We start from the raw sequence: 22,655 nt of genomic DNA, 5'->3' as shown, positions 1-22,655 counted from the left end.
CTGAGCCACGCCATTCTGGAATGGTTCCAGACTAGGCCGCATTGCCGATAAAAACAAATTGCCTTTCCTGTTTGTTGCGATAGCTTTTCCTTATGATTGGTCTCACCGTCCGGCAGATGCAATATTTCGAGGCACTGGCGCAGACGCTGCATTTCGGCCGCGCCGCGAAGCTGGCCGGCGTCAGCCAGCCGGCGCTGTCCTCACAGATCGCCGAGATGGAGCTGCGGCTCAACTGCCGGTTGTTCGAGCGCGGCGGCAAATCGGTGCGGATGACCGACGAGGCACTGGCCATGCTGCCGCGTATCGAGCGTATTCTTGCCGACATCCGCGAAATCGAGACTACGGCCCGGCGTGGCCGCCCCGCCATGGAGGGGCGCTTCCGGCTCGGCATCATCCCGACGGTGGCGCCTTATCTCCTGCCGCATGTGCTGCCGGAGCTGAAACGGCATTTTCCGGCCTTGCAGCTCGAATTGCGCGAAGCGGTGACTGCGTCGCTGGTCGAGGACACCGCCATGGGAAAGCTCGACGCCTTCATCGCGGCCCTTCCCCTCGATCAGCCTGGGCTGATCACCGAGCCGCTTTTCTCCGACCGGTTCTTCCTTGCCGTGCCGGCCGGCGACCCCGCCTTCGCCTCGCCGCCGGTTCCGCCGGAAAGCCCGGCATTGGAAAGGCTGATGCTGCTGGAGGAAGGCCATTGCCTGCGCGAACAGGCGCTTGCCGTCTGCGGCAGCGTGCGGCCGGTTGCAATGGCGAGTTATGGCGCAACCAGCCTGACGACGCTGCTGCAGATGGTGGCGCACGGGCTCGGCGTCACGCTCGTCCCGGAAATGGCGGCAGGACCAGCCAGCGCCATGCGCGATCTGAAGATCGTGCCGTTCCAGGAGCCGATGCCCCAGCGCACGATCTGCCTCGCCTGGCGGCGCAACAAGGTCCGGCACGACGAATGTGTGGAGCTGGCGAAGATTATTCGGGGGCTGGATGCGGCGGTGCTGGCGGCGTGAGGCCTTGCGCGAACAGGCGCTGGCCGTCTGCGGCCGGTGGCGATGGCCAAGCTACGGCGCGACCAGCGACGCTGTTGCAGATGGTGGCGCACGGGCTCGGCGGCCGCGCACGATGCGATCGACCTCGGCAAGGTGATGCGCCGCCACCATACCGACAGACGCGTTGGCGGCGCGTGCGTGCGGCGACAAGCGATGGCCGCGGCATAAGACGCATGCCAATCAGATTGGCTGGTTGGCATATCCCAGTGCCCCGGTGCCGGGCTCATTAGGATGTCCTTGGCGCGCCCGTAGCTTGCCGTAAGCGACCAGGGGCTTGGTTGCCGAAACACGTGAAGCGGGCCTTTGCTCACATAGATCGTTTCCGGCCGCCCCCCGCAGGCGGACCAGGCTGTGGTCGGGCGATTCAGCAGGCATGCTGTTGGCTCCGCACGTAGCGTCCGCTCGGCGTGAGAAACATCAACTTCAATCAAATCCTCGTGAATTGTACCGAACGCCCGGAACCGCCGACGCGTTCCCGGCATTGATTTTACGGAGGAATCTGCGTCCAGAACAGGGAGCAGTATTATGGCTTACCGTGATTACATCCATACGCCAGTGACGCCGCGCGACATCCGATGGGGACTCCAGCAGGGGGCCGTTGCGGGCATTGTCGCAGGCCTCGTCTTTGCGGCGTTCGAAATGACGGCGAGTGCGTTCATGATGGGGGCGGAAGCGTTCTTCATGCCCCTGCGCATGATCGGCGCCATCGCGCTTGGACCGGAAGCTCTCGATCCCGGCTATTCGCTCCTGACGGCCAGCATCGCTGGCGTGATCGTGCACATGATCCTGGCCATCGCCTATGGGATCGTGTTCGGGGAGATTGCCGCAATGCTGCGAGGGCGAGCAGCCTTCATTGGTCTCGGCAGCGTCTTTGGCCTCGCCTTGTGGCTCGTCAATTTCTATGTGATCGCGCCGATCGCATTCCCCTGGTTTTTGCAGGCAAGCCCGGTCGTGCAGTTCATTGCCCACACATTCTTCTTCGGTACCGTCCTCGGCTGGTTCCTATGGAAATCGCACGAGAGAAGCGGGCTCGAAGGACCGGCGGTTTAGCCTTTGCCAACATGCGCGATCTGAAGATCGTGCCGTTCCAGGAACCGAAGCCGTAGCGGCGCAACAAGGTCCGGCACGACGAGTGTGTTGAGATGGCCAAGATCATCCGCGGGCTGGATGAGGCGCGTCGTACCATCCAACGGAAAGTCTGTTATGAGCCTTTGCCGAAGCTCGTTCGCCCTCGGCCGAGTTCACGCCCATACCCTAAGCCGTCATTCGCTCGCGCCGATTGTCGCCCGAAAGTAGACCTTCCGATCGCCTGTATCTCCGAGATCCTGCTTTAGCGTTCAAAAGGACATCTCGTGGGTCGAAGCGGCCGAAAACGCGCGGTCGCGGAAGGCGTCCGAGAACGGAGTCTTTCTCAGTCGCCGTAAAGATAGTTCGGAAGCCAGAGCGCCATGCCGGGCCAGATATACATGAGGATCATGCAAAGGATGACGATCAGCATGTAGGGCATCATCCCGGCGAATATCTGGTTGAGCGTGACATGCGGAGGCGAAACGCCCTTGAGATAGTAGGCCGACATCGCGACCGGAGGTGACAGGAACGCCGCCTGCAGATTGACGAAAACGAGAACGCCCCAGAGAACCGGATCGACGTCGAAGTGCCGCAGCATCGGTAGGAAGATCGGCACGAAGATGATGATGATCTCGGTCCATTCGAGCGGCCAGCCGAGAATGAAGATGATCGCCTGCGACAGGATGATGAACTGCAAGGGCGTCAGGTTGAGCGCGAGCACCCATTGCTCGAGAAGTGCCTGGCCGCCGAGGATCGCAAAAACCGCGGAGAACAGCGCCGAGCCGACGAAGAGCCAGCAAACCATGGCTGTGGTCTTTGCCGTCAGGAACACTGCTTCCTTGATGCGCTTCCAGTCGAGCGTTCGGGCCTGTAACGCCAGCAGAAAGGCACCAGCGGCGCCGACTGCCGCGGACTCGGTCGCCGTCGTGATTCCGAACAGGATGACGCCGAGCACGACGACGGTAAGTATGCCCAGCGGCATGACCGACGAGACCAGGAGCTTTACAACCTCGAGCCGTTCGGCAGTCATGTTCCGGTAGTAACGGACGAGCACCACTGCGGCGAGTGCTGCGATGATGCCGAAGGTGGCGTAGAAGCTGGTTGCCGGCCCTGCGCCCACCGCGGGTGCGCCGAGTTCCTCCACTGCCGGAGCGCCGAGCTGCTCCAGTCCGGCTGGAGCTTCGACGTCGGCCGATGCTTGCGGATGGATGACGACATACCACCACACCAGCAGGAGGGTGAGTGCTGTCAAGGCGAGGGGTACCAGCGCAGCGCAGAAATTCTTGAACAGCTCCCAGTATGTGAGGCGTCCGTTCTCCGTCTCGAGCGCCATCGCCCTGGACGGCGAGAACAAGGCGGAAAGAAGTCCAACAAGCATGTTGCGCGAGTAAACTGTCTGAAGGCTTCGCATCCACGCAGGCACCGGAACCGTTGTTTGATTCTCCGGCAAAGGCGGGGCGATCTTCGGATTGATTGTCGCCCAGCCAAGAATGTAGACGAGATAAAGGAAGGCGAGGAAAAAACCGGGGAACATCGCCGCAGCATAGAGCTTCACGACGGACTGGCCCGCAACCGCCGCATAGACGATGATCATGACTGACGGCGGGATCAGGATGCCCAGCGTGCCGCCCGCGGTGATCACGCCGGAAGCAAGCTTCACGTCGTATCCGGCGCGCAGCATCGGATTGAAGGCAATCACCCCCATCAAGACCACAACGGCGCCGACGAGGCCACTGGCGATGCCCCAGAAGGTGCAGACAATGAGCGTAGCGATGGCCAGCGACGCCGGTACTCGTCGGAACGAAAGCTGGATGCTGTAGAACATCTTGTCGACCAGCGCCCCGCGTTCCATCACATATCCCATGAGCACGAAAAGCGGGATGGAGATCAGGACGTCATTGGTCATTGCCCCATAGGTGCGCTGGACCATCAGATCGAAGACGCGGTTGTCGATCCAGTGCTCGGCCGGATTGTAGAAGGCGTAGAAACCGAAAAGCATGCCGAGCCCCATCAGCGTGAAGGCCGTCGGGAACCCCATGATGATGACGACCACGATGAGCATCAGCATCGTCAGTCCGAGGAATGGGTCGCTCACGTTTGCATGTCTCCTCCCATTCCCCGCTGGCGCGCCGCCTTTTCGATATCCTGCGCGCGTTCGATTGCGGCCTCGCGCGTTTCGGCGTCAACATGCTCGCTGTGCTCGAGCTGCTCGGCGACGACGTCGATCTCCTCGACATCCCTGAGGCGGCTCGGCCATTCTCCGGTCCTGAGGCAGACGATGCAGCGCGCGATCTCGGCGAGGCCCTGAAGCATCACAAGGACGCCGGCCACCGGAATGACCGTCTTGAAGTAGTAGATCGGCGGGCCCTCCGCCGTCACGGTCGAATGCTCGCCGATCCGCCACGAAAGCGCCGCGTAGTCGTAGCCGGCGTAAACGAGGGCGGCGACGCCGGGCAGAAAGAAGAGGATGTAGAGCACGAGATCGAGCCCGGCCTGTATCCGGGGCCGGAGCGAGCTATAGAGAAAGTCGCCGCGCACATGGGCATTCTGCGCCAGCCCGTATGCCCCGGCGAGCATGAACAGCGTGCCGTAGAGCATGTTGCTGGCGTCGAAGATCCACGCGGTCGGCATGTTCATGATGTAGCGCTTGAAGACCTCGACGCAGACAAGCGTCATCAGCCCGATGATGAGCCACGCCGCGGCCTTTCCGACCCACACGCTGATTGCATCGATCCTGAGCAGAAAATGCTGAACGTTCACGCGTGCCCCCGGATGACGAATACCTTGGTCAGAAGCATCACCGGGCCGCTGCCCGGTGATGCCCGAACTGTACGTCAGAACTCCTTCGACACCCCGTCCTGTCCGAAGTAGTGATCGAACACCAATCGCCGGCTGACGACGGTATCCTGTTCCCATCGCGTCGCCCGCTGTGCGAAGGCAAGCTGGGATAGGAGGATCTCCTTGAACAGCGGGTTTTCCGCAGCCTTCTTCTTCACAACCTCGTCGTAGACCTCCAATTGCCTTTTGAGGATCGCCTCCGGCGTCTTGTAGAACTTGACCTTGTCGGTCGTCTGCATCTCCACATAGTCTTTCGAATAACGGTCGATCGCCTTCCAAGCCATGTCCTGCGAGGCGGCCTCGACCGCATTGGTGATGATTGCCTTCATCTGATCGGGCAGGGCGTCGTATTTCGTCTTGTTGAACATGATCTCGAACTGCTCCGCATTCTGGTGATAGCTCTGCAGCATGCAGATCTTGGAGACGTCCGGAAAACCGAGCACCCGGTCGGACGACGCGTTGTTGAACTCGGCCGCATCGAGCAGGCCGCGATCCAATGCCGCGACGATTTCGCCGCCCGGCAGCGCGTTGACCGCAGCACCGAGACCGGTGAACACGTCAATGGAAATGCCGACGGTGCGGAACTTCAGGCCCTGGAGATCCTCGGCCTTCGCTACCGGCTTCTTGAACCAGCCGAGCGGCTGTGTCGGCATCGGCCCATAGGGGAACGAAACGACATTGGCGCCGATGGATTCGTAGAGCTTTGCCAGCAGTTCCTTGCCGCCGCCATATTTGTGCCAGGCGAGCAGCATGTTGGCATCCATGGCGAAGCCAGGCCCGGACCCCCACAGCGCCAGCGCCGTCTGTTTGCCGTAGTGGTAGACGAGCACGCCGTGGCCGCCGTCGAGCGTTCCTTGCGACACCGCGTCGAGCAGGCCGAAGGCCGGCACCACGGCGCCTGCCGGCAGCACCTCGATCTTCAGGTCGCCGCCGGTCATGTCATTGACCTTCTTGGCGAAATCGAGCGCGTATTCGTGAAAGATATCCTTGGAAGGCCATGTGCTCTGCCAGCGCATGTTGACCGGCCCCTGTGCCTTGACGACGCTCGGCGCGGCAACGATCGCCGCAGCTGCCACGGCCGCCTCGCCAAGGAACTTGCGGCGCGACCTCATATTCCGGATTCTTGCTTTGGTCATCGGTTCCTCCCGAAGGTGTCGGCTTTTCAAACCCACGTCCGACAATACTACTCAAAGACGGCCCAGCAAAAATTGCAGCGCACGTCCTATCGCCTAAACTAGTGCGGTTCTCTCTTAAGGACAGGTGCTGGGATTTTCCCAAGCAATGGGCGAGTAGCAGTTACGCATCTCGCTACTGAATGACCGCTCTCGCCAAGGATACAGAGGTCCGCATTTGGCGCTACCCAATCGTAGGTGACTGATCGTCGCCGCAATGCAAGCTGGCGACGGCCGTACTTGGGTGGCGAGCTGACACGCTCTGGCAGCAATTTGGCCGCAAGACGCGATGGAGCGTCAACCGCGCCGCGCCGCCTCGATCGCGGCGACGTCGATTTTCACCATGGTCATCATGGCATCAAACGCGCGCTTTGCCTCGTCGCCGCCAGCCGCTATCGCGTCAGTCAGCACGCGCGGCGTGATTTGCCAGGAAATCCCCCATTTGTCTTTGCACCAGCCGCACACGCTCTCCTGGCCGCCATTGCCGACGATGGCATTCCAATAGCGGTCGGTCTCCTCCTGATCGTCGGTGGCGATCTGGAACGAGAAGGCTTCGTTGTGCTTGAACTCGGGACCCCCGTTGAGGCCGATACAAGGAAGGCCCGCAACTGTGAATTCGACCGTCAACACGTCGCCCTCTTTGCCGGCCGGGTAGTCACTGGGTGCACGGTGCACGGCACCCACCACGCTGTCGGGAAAGATCTCGGAGTAGAAGCGGGCGGCAGCCTCGGCGTCCTTATCGTACCAGAGGCAAATCGTACTCTTTGCCATTTGCGGGTTCCTTTCGCTTTAAGGCCAGGATTTCGGCCTTGTTTCCCCATCCGCCCTCTTCCGAAATAGGTTAGCCAGCCGCTTTTCTCCACCCCCGGAAGCGCCGTCTCGCCCGGGCGATCGCAAAGGGCAGCTTACCTTAACGTCGCTGTCCGCTTTGGCCCGGGTTCCGGACGATAAGCGAAGGTCCGCTCCTGAAATGCGTCGGGAATGTTCGGGAAAATCCGCAAAGCGGACCAGCTTTGCGACTCCAAACCAGACGACAGGGCCACGATCCGGCGCTCCAGTCCGACACGTCATGTTCACCTGCGGCTCGGGAAGGCACAGTGGTGCTATCCAGGCGTGTTCGCCTTGACGACCTTTTGGCATTCGGGCGTCAGCTCGCTCATGTGATCGGCCAGGCATTTGATGACGTGGCCGCCGCCCGGCAACACGCCCTTGCAGAACTTCTGGTAGTCTGCCTGGCAGGCCTCACGCTCGGCCGCCGTCTGCGCCAGCGCCACGGTGGTTGCCAACTGAGTTGACAAGAAAAGCACGCTCAACGCAATCCGCATGACAAACTCCCCTCAAACATGTAGATTAGCTCACTTTTATATAATGCGATATACACCGGGAAGTATATAGAGGGGGGAAATGCTTTTCCTATCGGGTAGAATCGCGCAGGCGGCAGGCTTGTTCGCCGTTACACTACTATTGTCCGCTTGTAGCGAGGAAAACACATACGTACCGCCACCTCCGCCCAAGGTCGACGTGGCGCTCCCGATGAAGCAGAGCGTGACCCCTTATCTCGAGGCCACCGGCATTGCCGCGGCGGTGAACACGACGCCCCTGGTTGCGCGCGTCTCGGGCTTCATCCAGGAAATCGATTACAAGGACGGCGACGAGGTCAAGGCCGGCGCCCGGCTGTTCCTGATCGAGCCCGATTCCTACCAGCTGGCGCTTGAGCAAGCCGAGGCCGGGCAGGGTTCATCTGATGCCGCCGCCAAGCAGTCCGGTGCTGACCTAAAGCGGCAGCAGGAGCTGTTGTCCCAGAAAATCATCTCGCAATCGACCGCCGACCAGGCCGCCGCGGCAGCAGACGTCGACATCGCCAAGCAGAAGCAGAGCGCGGTCGACGTCAAACAGGCTCAACTCAATCTGAGCTATACGGAGGTCAAAGCGCCGTTCGCGGGCATCGTCACCTCACGCCAGGTGTCGACGGGGCAGCTCGTCGGCGCCGGCAGCGCCACCACGCTGGCGACCATCGTTCAGACCGCACCCATCTACGTCAATTTCAACATCTCGGAGCAGGATGTGCTGCGCATTCGCACCGCCATGGCGAAGCGTGGAATGACCGCGCAGGATCTCAAGAAAATACCGGTCGAGGTCGGCTTGCAGAGCGAGACGGGTTATCCCCACGCGGGAACGCTGGACTACGCCGCGCCAGAGGTTACCGCTGCCACCGGCACGCTAGCGGTCCGCGCAGTGCTCCCCAATGAAGACCGGGAACTGCTGCCTGGCTATTTCGTGCGTGTGCGCGTGCCGTTGGGCGTAGAGCCGGACATGCTGCTCGTTCCCGACCGGGCGATCGCTAGCGACCAGAAGGGTCGCTACGTGCTCGTCGCCGGAAAGGACGACGTGGTCGAACAGCGTCCGGTTGAGATCGGCCAACTGGTCGGCGCGTTGCGTGTGATCACCAAGGGTATCGGGGCGGACGACCGCGTCCTGGTCTCCGGCCTGTTGACGGCAGTGCCTGGCCAGAAGATCGAACCGCAAGAGAAGAAACTGGAAGCAGTCGCCACGGACGGCGCAGCGCAATGATCTCCAAATTCTTCATCGAGCGGCCGGTCCTGGCGAACGTAATCGCCATCCTCATGGTCGTCATAGGCGTCATCTCGCTCTTTGCCCTGCCGGTGGCGCAGTATCCCGACGTGGTGCCGCCTACCGTTTCGGTGACGACGCGCTATCCGGGAGCGAGCGCGCGTGCGGTGATCGACACGGTGGCGTTGCCGATCGAGCAGCAGGTTAACGGCGTCGAGGGCATGATCTACATGCAGTCATTTGCTGCATCGGATGGCACCTATAACCTGACCGTCACGTTCGCGATCGGCACCGATCTCGACCAGGCGCAAGTGCGTGTGCAGAACCGTGTGTCCTCAGCCCTGGCGGCGCTGCCGCAAGCGGTGCAGGTGCAAGGCGTCACCGTTCAGCAGAAGTCGACCTCGATCCTCGAGATCGTCACGCTGACTTCGCCGAACGGGGAATATGACAGCCTTTATCTCGCCAACTACGCGACCATCCGGCTCAAGGATGAGCTCTCCCGAATACCGGGGGTCGGCAATGTCAATGTGTTCGGCGCCGGCCAGTATTCCATGCGTGTCTGGCTTGATCCCGAGAAGATGCAGGCGCGCGGCCTTACCACGCAGGACGTCGTCCAGGCGCTGGGGCAGCAGAGCGAGCAGGTCACCGCAGGCCAGGTCGGCGCGCCGCCGGCGCCCGACGGCCAGTCCTTCCAGTACACGATCGAAGTGTCCAGCCGCCTTGACGATCCCGGCCAGTTCGGCACCGTGATCGTCAAGACCGGAGCGAACGGCGACATGACGCGCGTGCGCGACGTCGGCCGGGTCGAGCTCGGCGCCCAGACCTATGGGCAGTTCTTCAATCTCGACGGCCAGCCGGCTGCGGGCATGGCCGTTTTCCTGTCGCCGGGCGCCAATGCGCTCGATGTGGCCGGCAAGGTCGAGACGAGGATGAAGGAGCTGTCGCGCGAGTTCCCGCAAGACCTGGCATACTCGATCCCCTTTGACACCACGATTTTCGTCAGCCAGGCGATCCACGAGGTCTACAAGACGCTGATCGAAGCTGCGGTCCTGGTGCTCATCGTCATCCTCCTCTTCCTGCAGGATTGGCGGGCGATGCTGGTGCCGGCCACGACTGTGCCGGTGACGATCATCGGGGCGTTTGCGGCGATGGCCGCGCTCGGCTTTTCGGTCAACCTGTCGACCCTGTTCGCTATCGTGCTCGCCATTGGCATCGTCGTCGACGACGCCATCGTCGTGGTCGAGGGAGCCGCTCACAATATGGAGCGCGGCATGTCGGGCCACGATGCGGCGATAGCCGCCATGAAAGCGCTGTTCGGACCGATCATCGGCATCACCTTGGTGCTGATGGCGGTGTTCCTCCCGGCTGCGTTTCTGCCCGGCCTCACAGGGAAAATGTATGCGCAATTCGCTCTGGTGATCGCAGCAACTGCCGTTATCAGCGCCATAAACGCGGCAACGCTCAAGCCAACGCAGTGTGCGACCTGGCTGAGGCGCCCGGTGCCGCCAGACCAGCGCAATGTCTTCTTCCGCGGCTTCAACACGATCTACCAACGCATGGAGAACCGTTATGCCGGCCTGATCGGCTCCATGGTGCGTCACAGTGCGGTGATGGTCGTCATTGCGCTGCTGATCATCGGTGCGGCGGGCTACGGCATATCGCGCGTGGCCACCGGCTTCATTCCGATCGAGGACCAGGGCTACCTGCTCGCTTCGGTCCAACTGCCCGACGGCGCCGCACTTGGCCGCACGCAGGAGACGCTGCAACAGGTTTCGAAGATCGCCAAGGCCACGCCTGGCGTCGATCAGGTCGTGACCATCGCGGGCATCTCGGCACTCGACAATAACTCGACGCTGGCGAACGCCGGCGTTGCCTACATCATCCTCAAGGACTGGAGTTTGCGCGGCAAGAGCGAGGATCTTGCGTCGCTATATGGGACGCTCAACAAAGGTCTGTCCGACATGGATGACGGACGTGTGCTGGTGCTGCCGCCGCCGCCGATCCAGGGCATCGGCAACGCTGCCGGGTTCACCATGCAGGTCGAACTGCGTGACAGCAGTTTTGACCTCCCCAAGCTGCAAGGAGCAGTCGAGGCCGTAACCAGGACCGCTCAGACGCAGTCGGGCATACAGCGCGTGGCGGCGCCGTTCCGCGCCAATGTCCCGCAATACACGGTCGAGCTCGACCGGGAGAAGGTGCAAACCCTGGGGCTGACCACGGACCAGGTCTTCCAGACGCTCGCCGGTTATCTCGGCTCGACTTATGTCAGTCAGTTCAACAAATTCGGGCGGGTGTTCCAGATCTATGTGCAGGGCGATGCACAATTCCGCCTGACGCCCGAGAATATCGGCCGCCTGAGTGTTCGCAACCAGAGCGGCGACATGATCCCGCTCGGCACGTTGCTGACGATCTCGCCAAGCGTCGGTCCCTCGTTGATCAGCCTCTACAATCTCTATCCCTCGGCATCGATCATCGGCGTGCAGGCGCAAGGCTTCTCGTCCGGCGACGCGATCAAGCTGATGGAAGGGGTCGCGGCCGACACATTGCCGCCCGGTACCGGCTACGACTGGACGGCGCTGTCCCTCCAGGAAAAGCTCGTCGGCAGTCAGATCTATCTGGTATTCGGCCTGGCGCTGCTCTTGGCCTATCTGGTGCTGGCAGGCCAATATGAGAGCTGGCTGGCCCCGATCTCGATCTTGCTTGCCGCGCCGCTGTCGCTGGTGGGTCCGGTCCTGGTTCTCAACGGCCTCGGCATCGACAACAATCTCTACGTGCAGATCGGCCTGATCCTGTTGATTGCGCTATCGGCCAAGAACGCCATCCTGATCGTCGAAGTCGCGCGCGAATTGCGCGCCGCCGGCAGACCGATCGTCGAAGCGGCGATCGAGGCAGCAAGAGCGCGCTTCCGCCCCATCCTGATGACGTCCTTCGCGTTTATCCTTGGTGTCGCGCCGCTGGTGGTGGCGACAGGCGCCGGGGCCAGCGCGCGCAAGTCGATCGGCATCACGGTCTTTTCCGGCATGATCGCCTCGACCTGCCTCGCCATTCTCTTCGTGCCTTCCTTCTTCGTCATTCTGCAGCGATTCGAGGAGTGGCGCGCCGCGCGAAAGACGAGGCGTGAGTACACACCTACACTTCCCGGGTAGCAGTTACGACATTATCGCTGCCTGTCACTGGTGCTGGCTCGGGGTCCGTCGTCGCAGATCTCAGCCGGGACGCCGCGTTCGACCGGGTCATTGTCGCCCGACATTGAGACAACGCCTCTGTTATTGAAACGCGTAAGTACGAACGGGAGCCCGTTGCCCGCTCAGGCGGTCTTCGGCGTCACCAGCCCCAGTTCGTAAACCATCGCCTCGCGCATGAGAAACTTCTGCGGCTTACCGGTCACCGTCATCGGCAATTCGGTGCGAAAGCGGATGTGGCGCGGGATCTTGTAATGGGCGATCTGGCCGGCGCAGAAGGCCTTGATCTCCTGCTCGGTGGCGATCTGGCCCGGCTTGAGCACGATCCACGCACAAAGCTCCTCGCCGTATTTCGGGTCGGGAATGCCGAAAACCTGCACTTCCCTGACCTTGGGGTGGCGGTAGAGAAACTCCTCGACCTCGCGCGGATAGACGTTCTCACCACCGCGGATGACCATGTCCTTGACCCGGCCGACAATGTTGCAATAGCCCTCCGCATCGATGGTGGCGAGGTCGCCGGTGTGCATCCAGCCGTCGGGATCGATCGCCTCGCGGGTTTTTTCCTCGTCGTCCCAATAGCCCTTCATCACCGAATAGCCGCGCGTGCAGAGTTCGCCCGGCGCGCCGACCGCAACGGTGGCGCCATCGGCATCGATCGCCTTGACCTCGACATGGGGGTGGACGCGGCCGACCGTCGAGACGCGCTTTTCCAACGGGTCGTCGACGCTGCTCTGGAACGACACCGGGCTGGTCTCGGTCATGCCATAGGCGATTGTCACCTCCGCCATGTGCATCAGCGACACCACCTTCTTCATCACCTCGATCGGGCACGGCGAGCCGGCCATGATGCCGGTGCGCAGGCTGGTGAGATCGAAGGTGTCGAAATCCGGATGGTCGAGCAGGCCGACGAACATGGTCGGCACGCCGTAAAGGCCGGTGCAGTGCTCGCCCGCCACCGCCTCCAGCGTGGCGCCGGCATCAAACCCCTCGCCGGGGAAAACCATGGTCGCGCCCTTGGTGACGCAGCCGATCGTGCCCATCGACATGCCGAAGCAGTGATAGAGCGGCACCGGGATGCACAACCGGTCGTCGACGGTCAGCCTGATCGCCGAGGTGACGAAATTGCCGTTGTTGACGATGTTGTTGTGGGTCAGCGTCGCGCCCTTTGGCGCGCCTGTCGTGCCTGACGTGAACTGGATGTTGATGGCGTCGCCGGGCTTCAGCCCCTCGGAGATCCGGTCGAGGCTGTCATGCTCGTCGCGCCCGGCCATCGCCAGCACGTCGGCGAAATTGAACATGCCGGGCGAGTTCTCCTCGCCCATGCGGATGACGATTTTTAGCGCCGGCAACTTTTTCGCCTCAAGTTTGCCCGGCGTCGCAGTCGCGATCTCCGGCGCCAGCGTTTCGATCATGCCGAGATAGTCGGAGCTCTTGAATTTGACGGCTGTGACCAGCGCTCGGCAGGCGACCTTGTTCAGCGCATAGTCCAGCTCGGTCAGCCGGTAGGCCGGATTGATGTTGACCAGGATCAGGCCGATGCGCGCGGTGGCGAATTGCGTCACCAGCCATTCCCAGCGGTTGGGCGACCAGATGCCGACGCGGTCGCCTTTTGCCAGGCCAAGCGCCAGGAAGCCTGCGGCCAGCGCGTCCACCGTGTCTGAAAGTTCGCTCCAGGTGAAGCGCTTGTCCTGGTCGACGAAGACGGCGGCATCGAGCGTGCCATATTTGCTGACGGTGTCCGAAAGCAACGCCGGGATCGTCTGCTGCAGCAGCGGCACGGTGCGTTCGCCCGACACATGCGCCCTGCCGTCGACCGGCGCGACAAACGTGCCGTCATTGCGCGGGCGGCCGCCGCGCAGGTTCGTGGCATTCTTCAACTCGTCGAGATTGATCGGCATCGCCGTCTCCTCCGCAGACGAGGCCGAGTCTATCAGCCTGCCGAGGTGGTGGAAATCCCGTTGATGGTATGGGAACGCCATCCCTCCCCCTTGAGGGGAGGGTGGACAGCCGCCGAAGGCGGATGGACGGGTGGGGTCGTTGCAGCAGTGCTCGACGTGAGACGATCCCACCCGCCTCGCTCCGCGAGGCACCCTCCCCTCAAGGGGGAGGGATGGCGCTCATTTTCGCGGCGATGTCGCGCAAAACTGCTTCATCCGCAGCGGCGCGGATTTTCTTCGACGCGACAAGGCAGGCCTGCGAGCGCAGGATGACGCCGTCGGCCAGCACCTTCAGATGATTGGCCCGCAGCGTCGCGCCTGACGTGGTGATGTCGACGACGACATCGGCCAATCCCGCCGCCGGCGCGCCCTCGGTGGCGCCCAGGCTTTCGACGATGCGATAGACCTGTATGCCGTGCTTTTGCGAAAAGAACTGCTGCGTCAGCCGCCAGTATTTTGTCGCGATCCGAAGCCGCCTGCCGTGGCGCTGGCGGAAATCGGCGGCGACATCGTCGAGATCGGCCATTGTGTCGACATCTAGCCAGATGTCGGGCACCGCCACCACGACATCGGCGTTGCCAAAGCCGAGGCGGGCGACGATCTCCGCACGCGCCTCCCAATCGGCAAGGCTTTCGCGCAACAGATCCTCGCCGGTGATGCCGAGGTCGACCGAGCCCTGGCCGATCTCGCCTGATATTTCGGACGCCGACAGGAACGCCACCTCGACGGCTTCCACGCCTTCGATGCGGGCGCGGTATTTGCGCTCGTCGCCGGGCAGGCTGACGGCAAGCCCGGCCTTGGCCAGCACTTCCAGCGCCCGCTCCTTGAGCCGGCCTTTTGAAGGGATCGCCAGCGTGATCATTGCGTCTTCTCTCGCAGCGCTTCGATGCGGTCGAGCCAGACGGAAAAGCCGACGCCGGGGATCGGCGTTTTCGCGCCGAGCAGCGTCAGCAAGCGGTCATAGCGGCCGCCGCCGGCCAACGGCCGGTCGCCGTTTTCCGCCGCGATCTCGAAGACCAGGCCGGTGTAGTAATCGAGCGGGCGGCCGAAGGCGGCGTCGTAGCGGATTTTTGCCGTGGGCAGGCCAAGAGCTTCGATCGACTTTGCACGTGCGGAAAAATTGTCCAGCGCCGCACCCAGCGAAAGGCCGGCGCCGGCCGCGAAGATTTCGAGCGCTTTTGCCGCGCCGTCGAGCGCCACATCGATCGCCAGAAAATCCTTCAGCGCCGAAAACGCCGCTTTCGACAGCCTGACGCTGCGCAATTCGGCCTTCTCGATCAAGCGTCGCGCAATGTCGGCCGGCGAGCGCCCGGCAGACGCCGACAGACCCGCTTGCTCCATGCCGCCGGCGATGTGCGACGAAAGCCCTTCCAGATCGCCATCGAGGACAAGCGCGGCGACCGGGCCGGCGATCTGGCCATTGCGCGGCGGGTTGGCGAGGTCGGCAAGCGCTGCCTCCAGCATCGCCGCCGAACCGAAGGCGCGCGCCAGCCGCATACGCCAGCCGCGCGGCAGGCCGAGCGCAGCGAGCACCGCCTCGAATATGGTCTGGTCGCCGAGCGTGATCGCCAGTGCCAGGTCCGGCAGCACCAGCGAAAGCAGCGCATGCGCGTCGGCCAGCGAACGCGCGTCGGCCTGTGCGATGTCGCCGTCGCCGAGATCCTCGATGCCGGCCTGGAAAAACTCATTGCCGCCCTCGCGGCGCTGGCGAAACACCTCGCCGAGATAGGAATAACGGCGCGGCGTGCCGGCCTGGCTGGCAATGTGGTCGAGGCAGACCGGAATGGTGAACTCGGGCCGCAGGCAAAGCGTGAGGCCGGTCTCGCTTTCGGTGAGGAAAATGCGGCGGCGCAGATCCTCTCCTGCCATGTCGAGGAACGGGTCCGCCGGCTGCAGCACCGCCACCTCGACCGCATGCGTGCCGCGCGCAGCGAAGAGCTTGGCGATGTCTGATGCGATGGCGGGATAGCGGGAGGTCATGGCAGGCGCCCTTCCCTTCTCCCCCTGTGGGAGAAGGTGGATCGGCGCGTAGCGCCGAGACGGATGAGGGGTGCTGGACGGAGTGGTGGCGTCGAGTTTCTTCCAACACCCCTCATCCGACCGAGCTTCGCTCGGCCACCTTCTCCCACAAGGGGAGAAGGGAAGACTGGCGCCCTACTTGCCACGCGCCCGCTCCTCCGCCTGCGCGGCAAGTATCTTCCTCACCTCGGCGACCAGCTCGCTTTCTGCCACCGTCACCTGCGCCGGTCGCGCGGCGCGCCATTCGGCGTTGTCGGCGATCTCAGCCGACATGCGCGCGCCTTCGATCAGATCCTTGATCTGCACCTCGCCCTTGGCGCGCTCGTCGCCGCCCTGGATGATGGCGACCGGGCTGCCGCGGCGGTCGGCATATTTGAGCTGCGCCTTCATGCCGGCGCCGCCGAGATACATTTCGGAGCGGATGCCGGCGGCGCGCAGCTCGGCCACCATCTTCTGGTAGCGGCCGAGGCTTTCAGTGTCCTTGTCCATGGTGAGCACGACGACCGGCGCGATGACGTCCGACGTGTCGAGCTTGCCGAGGTTCTTCAGCGCAGTCATCAGCCTGGAGACGCCGATCGAAAACCCGGTCGCCGGCACCGGCTCGCCACGAAAGCGCGAGACAAGGCCGTCATAACGGCCACCACCGCCGACCGAACCGAAGCGCACGATTTTTCCCTCTTCGTTGGGGATCTCGGCCAGGAGCTCGGCTTCGTAGACCGGACCGGTGTAATATTCGAGGCCACGGACGACCGAGGGATCGATGCGGATGCGGTTACCTTCGTAACCAGCAAAGCTACATAGCTTAGCAATTTGTTGTAATTCTTGGAGCCCGTCGCGCAGCGGGGTGTTCAAATCCACGCCAAGCCAATCGGAACAGAATTTGCTGAGCTTTTCAGTCGCTTTGTCGGGATCGACGTCAGCTAGCCAAATGTGCTCAAGATCGTCACCCCACAACTCCAGAAACTCCTCTTTTGGAAGACGCCTCTGATCCGCCAGCCAAGCGGTTTTGATGTCTTCCAGCAAAAAGCCCAAAACCACATCTATTTGCCGACCGTCTAATCCTGCTCCTTTGGTGAAATCCCCACTTTCATCACGCCGACCTTCGCCAAGCAATTCGAAGACCCCATGCGCTCCCAGCTTATCCAGCTTGTCGATAGCCCTCAGCACCTGCAGCCGGCGGCCGGCATTCTCGTTTCCGCCAAGGCCGATCGCCTCCAACACGCCGTCCAGCACCTTGCGGTTGTTGACCCGGATGACGTAGTCGCCGCGCTTGATGCCGAGCGCCTCCATCACGTCGGCCATCATCATCGCCATCTCGGCGTCCGCCGCGACGCCCGGCGTGCCCACCGTGTCGGCGTCGAACTGCATGAACTGGCGGAAGCGGCCGGGGCCGGGCTTTTCGTTGCGAAACACCCAGCCGGAGCGGTAGCTGCGATAGGGTTTCGGCAGACGCTCAAAGTTTTCAGCGACAAATCGGGCCATCGGCGCGGTCAGGTCGTAGCGCAGCGACAGCCACTGGTCGTCGTCGTCCTGGAACGAGAACACGCCTTCGTTCGGCCGGTCCTGGTCGGGCAGGAATTTGCCCAGCGCGTCGGTGTATTCGATCAGCGGCTGGTCGACCGGCTCGAAGCCGTAAAGCTCATAGACCGAGCGGATCGTCGCCATCATCTTCTCGACAGCACGGATATCGTCGGCGCCGCGGTCGACAAGCCCGCGCGGCAGCCGCGCTTTCATCTTTTCCGATTTGTCGGCCATGGCATGGGTCTTTTTGCTAAGTAAAAACTGACTTATTTCGAGTGGGCGTGTCCTAACCGATGGGGCTTGGCGCGGCAAGGGTTTGCCGCCCTGCCTTCTCCCCGTGTGGGAGAAGGTGGCCGAGCCCACGGGTCTTGCCTTCGGCAAGCCCGAGGACAGGCTCCGCTCGGTCGGATGAGGGGTGCTCCAGCTTGGCATCGACCGCGCTCCGTCCAACACCCCTCAACCGTCTCGGCGCTGCGCGCCGATCCACCTTCTCCCACAAGGGGGAGAAGGCAAGAGGCTGAAACAATTCCGCCATGAGCGCGGCATCGTACCGACACAATCGCAGCCGATAAAGCGCGCCGAAACAAGGGGTTCGGGCCATGACCACGGCACGGAAATTCGACATTATCGACAGCGGCGCCTGCGCGTTGCCCGCCCAGTTGCGGCCGGCCGATGGCCATGCGCCGAGAGCGGCAGGCCAAATGGCGGGACCATTCGAGGTTGCCGCCGACGAGCGTACGGGACCGACCATGCGCGATGCGCTGGTGACCGGCCTGCTGGTGATCTACCCAGCCCTTGCCACGGTGGCGGCCATCGTCGCCGGACTTTTTCTGGCCGGCGCCAGCGGCGCTTGAGTTTTTGAGCGCCCTTTCCTTCTCCCCGTGTGGGAGAAGGTGGCGGAGCGAAGCTTGGTCGGATGAGGGGTGTTCCAGCTTGGCGACGGCGATCCGTCCAACACCCCTCAACCGTCTCGACGCTACGCGCCGATCCACCTTCTCCCACAAGGGGAGAAGGTAAAAAGCTCACTTCGGCCTCTTGAACGCCTTGCGCTCCGCCTCGACCTGCTCTCGGCAGACACAGCCCTCGAGATGGTCGTTGACCAGCCCCATGGCCTGCATGAAGGCGTAGACGGTTGTCGGGCCGACAAAGCTCCAGCCGCGTTTTTTTAGCTCCTTTGAAATCCGCACAGAGACCGTCGTGGTCGGGTTGGCGCGCAGATGGGCGAGATCGACGATTTCGGGCCGTTCGTCGGGGCCGGGTTCGAACTTCCAGAACCAGGCCGCCAGCGAGCCGGCCTCGTCGGCCAATTCACGCGCACGCTTGGCGTTGTTGATGGTCGAGACAATCTTGCCGCGGTGGCGGATGATGCCGGCATTGTCGAGCAGGCGCTCGACATCCTCGTCGGCAAAGGCGGCGATCTTGTCGATATCGAAGCCGGCGAACGCCTCGCGGAAATTCTCGCGCTTGCGCAATATAGTCAGCCAGGACAGGCCCGACTGAAAGCCTTCGAGGCAGATCTTTTCGAACAGCTTGCGGTCGTCGGTGACCGGCCGGCCCCATTCATGATCGTGGTAGTGCAAATAATCCGGCAGATTGCCGTGCCAGAAGCAGCGCGCGATACCATCGGGTCCGGCGAGCAGGCCTGTCTTCTCATCCATGGCGGAATTCCATTCGTTAATGCGCCTCAGCGCTGCCTTTACCGCGGCTTTACCAGATTCCTGAACCGGCCGGTAACCACACCGAAAGCTTTACCGACAATGGAGCATTTTACGCATTCCGATTCATGTTTCGGTTGCTGCTCCGCGCCCAATGTCCGCGAACCGGGGACGCTTTTGCGCCCGGCGTGTTCGACGATCAAGGTGCGTTCCGATGAAGACATTTTTGTTCCCGCTGCTCGGCGCCGCAGCCGTGCTGGCCACTGCCGCTACATCCTCCAGCGCCAATGACCGTTATGCCGACAGGCCGCCGGTGATGGTGAGCCCCGACCTTTCAGCGCCCTGGGTGCTGCAGCTTGGCCGCGCGCCGGGCATCGTCCGCCAGAACCGGCAAGAGATGCAAAAGCCGCAGCGCCGTTCTCAACGGCAGGCGCGGCCCGATCAATTGCGCACGGCGGCGGTGCAGGCGCCAGCCAAGCGCATGGTCACACGCCCGCAGATCAACCCGATCTACCTGCCGCAGCAAGTCGCCTATGACGGTCCGGAGAAGCCGGGCACGATCGTCATCGATACGAGGGAGAATTTTCTCTACCTGGTCGAGAACAACGGCAAGGCGCGGCGCTATGGCGTCGGCACCGGCAAGCCGGGCTTCGAATGGGCCGGCACGCACAAGATCAGCAACAAGCGCGTGTGGCCGGACTGGCGCCCGCCAGCGGTGATGATCGCCCGCGAGGCCGCCAAGGGCCGCTATCTGCCGACCTATCTTGCCGGCGGCATGGAAAACCCGCTCGGCGCGCGCGCGCTTTATCTCGGCTCGACGGAATACCGCATCCACGGCACCAACCAACCCTGGACGATCGGCGGCGCGGTGTCGTCCGGCTGCATTCGCATGCGCAACGAGGACGTCGTCGACCTCTATGAGCGGGTCGATGTTGGCACGACGGTTGTGGTGATGTAATCTGCAGTTGATTTTATCGTCGAATCTGCCAAGAAGACTCTGGATCATCGGATACGGGGGACGGGCCGTGTGGGGATGCGGTCAGTCACGAAAGGGCAGCGCGGTTTGCCGCGCTGCCCTTTTTGTTTCTGCTGGGATCCGGTTGGCGGGCAAATCTTCGCAGGTTCGCCGGTACGTCGCGCGACAGGCATAGCAGTTCGCTTTCGTGCTGCCATTTTCCAAAGAGTCTTGCTATGTCAGCAGCAACACTTTCAGACAGAAGGTTCATCCATGTCCCTGTCCGATGACAACCGCTATCTCAGGGGCGGCCCGGTCGCCCAGCGCATCATCGCCTCCGTGCGCGAGGATGCGGCGACTGCGACCGCCGAGGGTTTTCCGCCCAAACTGATATCGATCACCGTCGGCGACACAGCTGCAGTCGATGTCTATGTGCGCAACCAGCGCGCCAAGGCGGCATTGGCCGGCATCGATTTCGAGGAAAGACGGTTTGCCGCCGATATCACCGCCGGCGAACTGGAAGCAGCGATCCATGGCCTGAATGCCGATCCGCGCGTCACCGGTATCATCATCCAGCGGCCGGTGCCGGCGCATATCCCGATCAAGATCCTTCAGGCGGCGGTGCATCCGCTCAAGGATGTCGAGGGCATGCATCCGGCTTCGATCGGCAACATCGTCTATAACCAGCTAGACCTCGCGCCGTGCACGGCCGCCGCCTCGGTCGAACTGCTCAAGGAAACCGGTCTCGATCTCAAGGGGCTCGAGGTCGTCATCGTCGGTCACTCCGAGATCGTCGGCAAGCCGATCGCCTTCCTGCTGATGAGCGAGGGCGCCACCGTGACGGTCTGCCATCACATGACGCGCTCGGTGGCTGCTCATGCGCGCCGCGCCGATGCGCTGTTCGTCGCGGTCGGCAGGCCGCGGCTCATCAAGGCCGACATGGTCAAGCCTGGTGCGGCCGTCATCGACATCGGCATCAATGCCGAGACGGGACCGGACGGGGAGAGCCGTATCGTCGGCGACGTCGACGCCGAGAGCGTCAAGCACGTCGCGTCTTGGATCACGCCGGTGCCGGGCGGTGTCGGCCCGATCACCGTGGCGATTCTTTTGCGCAACACGATGGTAGCGCTCAGCCGCCAGCGCGCGCGCTACCAGGCAACCTACGGCGTGGTGGACAAGCTCGCGGCGGAGTAGGCACGTAGCGGCAGGCCCCCTCACCCAGCCTCCGCTTCGCTCGGCTGACCTCTCCCCGAGGGGAGAGGAGGTTACCATCGCCAGCGCCAACCTCTTCTCCCCAGCGGGGAGAAGGTGGCCGCGAAGCGGCCGGATGAGGGGGCTCGCCTCAGAACTGTCCCATCACTCCGCTGCCACGACCGACCTGTCTATCGGAACGCCTTCCGGCCTCGGTCCTCCATAGGCCCAGTCGAGCAGTTTTATCGTGTGCACCACCGGCAATTTGGCGGCAGAGGCGAGTTGGGTGATGCAGCCGATGTTGCCGGTGGCGACGATTTCAGCACCCGTCGCCTCGATATTCCTGACCTTGCGGTCACGCAGTTGAGCCGAAATCTCGGATTGCAGGATGTTGTAGGTGCCGGCCGAGCCGCAGCAGAGATGGCCCTCGCGCGGCTCGCGCACGACGAAGCCGGCCTTGGCCAGAAGCTCCTTGGGCTGGCGGGTGATTTTTTGGCCGTGCTGCATCGAGCAGGCGGAGTGATAGGCGACGATCGTGCCGGGCTTGCGCACCGGCTCGGGCAGGTCGAGGCTCACGAGATATTCGGTGATGTCCTTGGCCAGCGCCGACACCCGCGCCGCTTTTTCCGCATAGGCCGGATCGAGGCGCAGCATGAAACCATAGTCCTTGATGGTGGTGCCGCAGCCGGACGCGGTGATGACTATGGCATCCAGCCCGCCCTGGTCGATCGCGCGTGTCCAGGCGTCGACATTCCGCCTGGCAGAGGCAAGGGCTGCCTCCTCGCGCCCCATGTGATGGACCAGCGCGCCGCAGCAGCCCTCGCCCTCAGGAACCACGACCTCGACGCCGAGCCGCGTCAGCAGCGCGATCGTCGTGTCGTTGATAGCGGGATCGAGTACCGATTGTGCGCAGCCGGTGAGAATGGCGACGCGGCCGTTTTTTGTTGCGCCCTGCCCGGCATGGATGCCCGGCGAAGCCATTGGCGAGGCCGCCGGAACCGATGCCGGAGCGAGCTTGAGCATCGCGCTCAGCGGCTTCAGCGCCGGGATGTTTTCGAACAGTCGGGCGAATGGCTGGCCAAGCTTCGCCAGTTTGAGCGCAGCGCGAAAACGCGAGGGGTAAGGCAGGACCAAGGCCAGCATGGCGCGCGTCAGGCGATCGGGCAGCGGGCGCTTGTAGGTTTCCTCGATATGGGCACGGGCGTGGTCGACCAGATGCATGTAGTTGACGCCCGACGGGCAGGTGGTCATGCAGGCGAGGCAAGACAGGCAGCGGTCGATATGGGTGACGATCTCCTTGTCGGCCGGGCGGCCGTTCTCCAGCATGTCCTTGATCAGGTAGATTCGTCCGCGCGGCGAATCCAGCTCATTGCCAAGCGTCACATAGGTCGGGCAAGTGGCCGTGCAGAAGCCGCAATGCACGCATTTGCGCAGGATCTTTTCCGATTCCGCGACATGTGGGTCGGCGAGCTGGGCAAGCGAGAAATTGGTCTGCACGCAAAAGAA

Annotated in this window: 18 protein-coding genes; 7 read left to right on the top strand and 11 right to left on the bottom strand. The window is 62.8% G+C overall.

Annotation, left to right across the window (positions count from 1 at the left end; all coding sequences use genetic code 11):
* Positions 1-92: 92 nt before the first annotated feature.
* Positions 93-1,001 (top strand): hydrogen peroxide-inducible genes activator, encoded by a 909-nt coding sequence (locus IHQ72_RS08915; protein ID WP_258122082.1) that lies wholly within the window; start codon positions 93-95, stop codon positions 999-1,001.
* Positions 1,002-1,565: 564 nt separating this feature from the next.
* The gene (locus tag IHQ72_RS08910) at positions 1,566-2,090 is read left to right on the top strand and encodes a hypothetical protein (protein ID WP_258122081.1); all 525 of its coding nucleotides are present in this window, start codon (positions 1,566-1,568) and stop codon (positions 2,088-2,090) included.
* Positions 2,091-2,451: 361 nt separating this feature from the next.
* Here IHQ72_RS08910 and IHQ72_RS08905 read toward each other — a convergent pair whose 3' ends face one another.
* The 5 genes from IHQ72_RS08905 to IHQ72_RS08885 form a co-directional block, all read right to left on the bottom strand.
* On the bottom strand, positions 2,452-4,203 hold the full coding sequence (locus tag IHQ72_RS08905; protein WP_258122080.1) for a TRAP transporter large permease: 1,752 nt from the start codon (positions 4,201-4,203) through the stop codon (positions 2,452-2,454).
* Positions 4,200-4,868 carry a TRAP transporter small permease subunit gene (locus IHQ72_RS08900; RefSeq protein ID WP_258122079.1) on the bottom strand — a complete coding sequence of 223 codons (669 nt, stop codon included), beginning with the start codon at positions 4,866-4,868 and terminating at the stop codon, positions 4,200-4,202. The genes IHQ72_RS08905 and IHQ72_RS08900 overlap by 4 nt, the downstream gene beginning before the upstream one ends.
* Before the next feature lie 74 nt (positions 4,869-4,942).
* Entirely contained in the window at positions 4,943-6,082 is a 1,140-nt protein-coding gene (locus IHQ72_RS08895) for a TRAP transporter substrate-binding protein (protein ID WP_258122078.1), read from the bottom strand.
* Positions 6,083-6,415: 333 nt separating this feature from the next.
* On the bottom strand, positions 6,416-6,889 hold the full coding sequence (locus tag IHQ72_RS08890; RefSeq protein WP_258122077.1) for a VOC family protein: 474 nt from the start codon (positions 6,887-6,889) through the stop codon (positions 6,416-6,418).
* A gap of 332 nt (positions 6,890-7,221) precedes the next feature.
* Positions 7,222-7,443: a cysteine rich repeat-containing protein gene (locus IHQ72_RS08885; RefSeq protein ID WP_258122076.1), complete on the bottom strand. Its 222-nt coding sequence runs from the start codon at positions 7,441-7,443 to the stop codon at positions 7,222-7,224.
* Positions 7,444-7,522: 79 nt separating this feature from the next.
* Between IHQ72_RS08885 and IHQ72_RS08880 the strand changes: the two genes are divergently transcribed.
* Together IHQ72_RS08880 and IHQ72_RS08875 are read left to right on the top strand one after the other, a co-directional pair.
* Positions 7,523-8,689: an efflux RND transporter periplasmic adaptor subunit gene (locus IHQ72_RS08880; protein WP_258122075.1), complete on the top strand. Its 1,167-nt coding sequence runs from the start codon at positions 7,523-7,525 to the stop codon at positions 8,687-8,689.
* On the top strand, positions 8,686-11,835 hold the full coding sequence (locus IHQ72_RS08875) for an efflux RND transporter permease subunit (RefSeq protein WP_258122074.1): 3,150 nt from the start codon (positions 8,686-8,688) through the stop codon (positions 11,833-11,835). Before IHQ72_RS08880 ends, IHQ72_RS08875 begins: the two co-directional genes overlap by 4 nt.
* A 161-nt stretch (positions 11,836-11,996) precedes the next feature.
* Here the strand turns inward: IHQ72_RS08875 and IHQ72_RS08870 are convergent, their stop codons facing one another.
* The 4 genes from IHQ72_RS08870 to hisS form a co-directional block, all read right to left on the bottom strand.
* Positions 11,997-13,769 (bottom strand): AMP-binding protein, encoded by a 1,773-nt coding sequence (locus IHQ72_RS08870; protein WP_258122073.1) that lies wholly within the window; start codon positions 13,767-13,769, stop codon positions 11,997-11,999.
* A gap of 199 nt (positions 13,770-13,968) precedes the next feature.
* Positions 13,969-14,670: an ATP phosphoribosyltransferase gene (hisG, locus tag IHQ72_RS08865; RefSeq protein ID WP_258122072.1), complete on the bottom strand. Its 702-nt coding sequence runs from the start codon at positions 14,668-14,670 to the stop codon at positions 13,969-13,971.
* Entirely contained in the window at positions 14,667-15,788 is a 1,122-nt protein-coding gene (locus tag IHQ72_RS08860; protein WP_258122071.1) for an ATP phosphoribosyltransferase regulatory subunit, read from the bottom strand. The genes hisG and IHQ72_RS08860 overlap by 4 nt, the downstream gene beginning before the upstream one ends.
* A 174-nt stretch (positions 15,789-15,962) precedes the next feature.
* Positions 15,963-17,582, bottom strand: coding sequence for a histidine--tRNA ligase (gene hisS, locus IHQ72_RS08855; protein WP_258122070.1), 1,620 nt, complete (start codon positions 17,580-17,582; stop codon positions 15,963-15,965).
* Between the two features lie 365 nt (positions 17,583-17,947).
* On the opposite strand from hisS, the gene IHQ72_RS08850 reads away from it, so the two are divergent.
* Complete coding sequence (locus IHQ72_RS08850; protein ID WP_258122069.1) at positions 17,948-18,202, top strand: hypothetical protein; 255 nt, start codon at positions 17,948-17,950, stop codon at positions 18,200-18,202.
* A 168-nt stretch (positions 18,203-18,370) separates the two neighbouring features.
* On the opposite strand, the gene IHQ72_RS08845 is transcribed toward IHQ72_RS08850, so the two are convergent.
* The gene (locus tag IHQ72_RS08845) at positions 18,371-19,006 is read right to left on the bottom strand and encodes a DNA-3-methyladenine glycosylase I (RefSeq protein ID WP_258122068.1); all 636 of its coding nucleotides are present in this window, start codon (positions 19,004-19,006) and stop codon (positions 18,371-18,373) included.
* A 211-nt stretch (positions 19,007-19,217) separates the two neighbouring features.
* On the opposite strand from IHQ72_RS08845, the gene IHQ72_RS08840 reads away from it, so the two are divergent.
* A complete protein-coding gene (locus IHQ72_RS08840; RefSeq protein ID WP_258122067.1) occupies positions 19,218-19,961 on the top strand; it encodes a L,D-transpeptidase in 744 nt (247 codons plus the stop codon).
* Positions 19,962-20,231: 270 nt separating this feature from the next.
* On the top strand, positions 20,232-21,152 hold the full coding sequence (locus tag IHQ72_RS08835; RefSeq protein WP_258122066.1) for a bifunctional 5,10-methylenetetrahydrofolate dehydrogenase/5,10-methenyltetrahydrofolate cyclohydrolase: 921 nt from the start codon (positions 20,232-20,234) through the stop codon (positions 21,150-21,152).
* Between the two features lie 162 nt (positions 21,153-21,314).
* Here the strand turns inward: IHQ72_RS08835 and glcF are convergent, their stop codons facing one another.
* Positions 21,315-22,646, bottom strand: a complete 1,332-nt coding sequence (gene glcF, locus IHQ72_RS08830; RefSeq protein WP_258122065.1) for a glycolate oxidase subunit GlcF — start codon at positions 22,644-22,646, stop codon at positions 21,315-21,317.
* Positions 22,647-22,655 lie beyond the last annotated feature (9 nt).

It is taken from the genome of Mesorhizobium onobrychidis (assembly GCF_024707545.1).
Classification (GTDB): domain Bacteria; phylum Pseudomonadota; class Alphaproteobacteria; order Rhizobiales; family Rhizobiaceae; genus Mesorhizobium; species Mesorhizobium onobrychidis.
The sequence above is the reverse complement of the archived record's forward strand: the minus strand, read 5'-3'. Positions and strand labels throughout refer to the sequence as shown.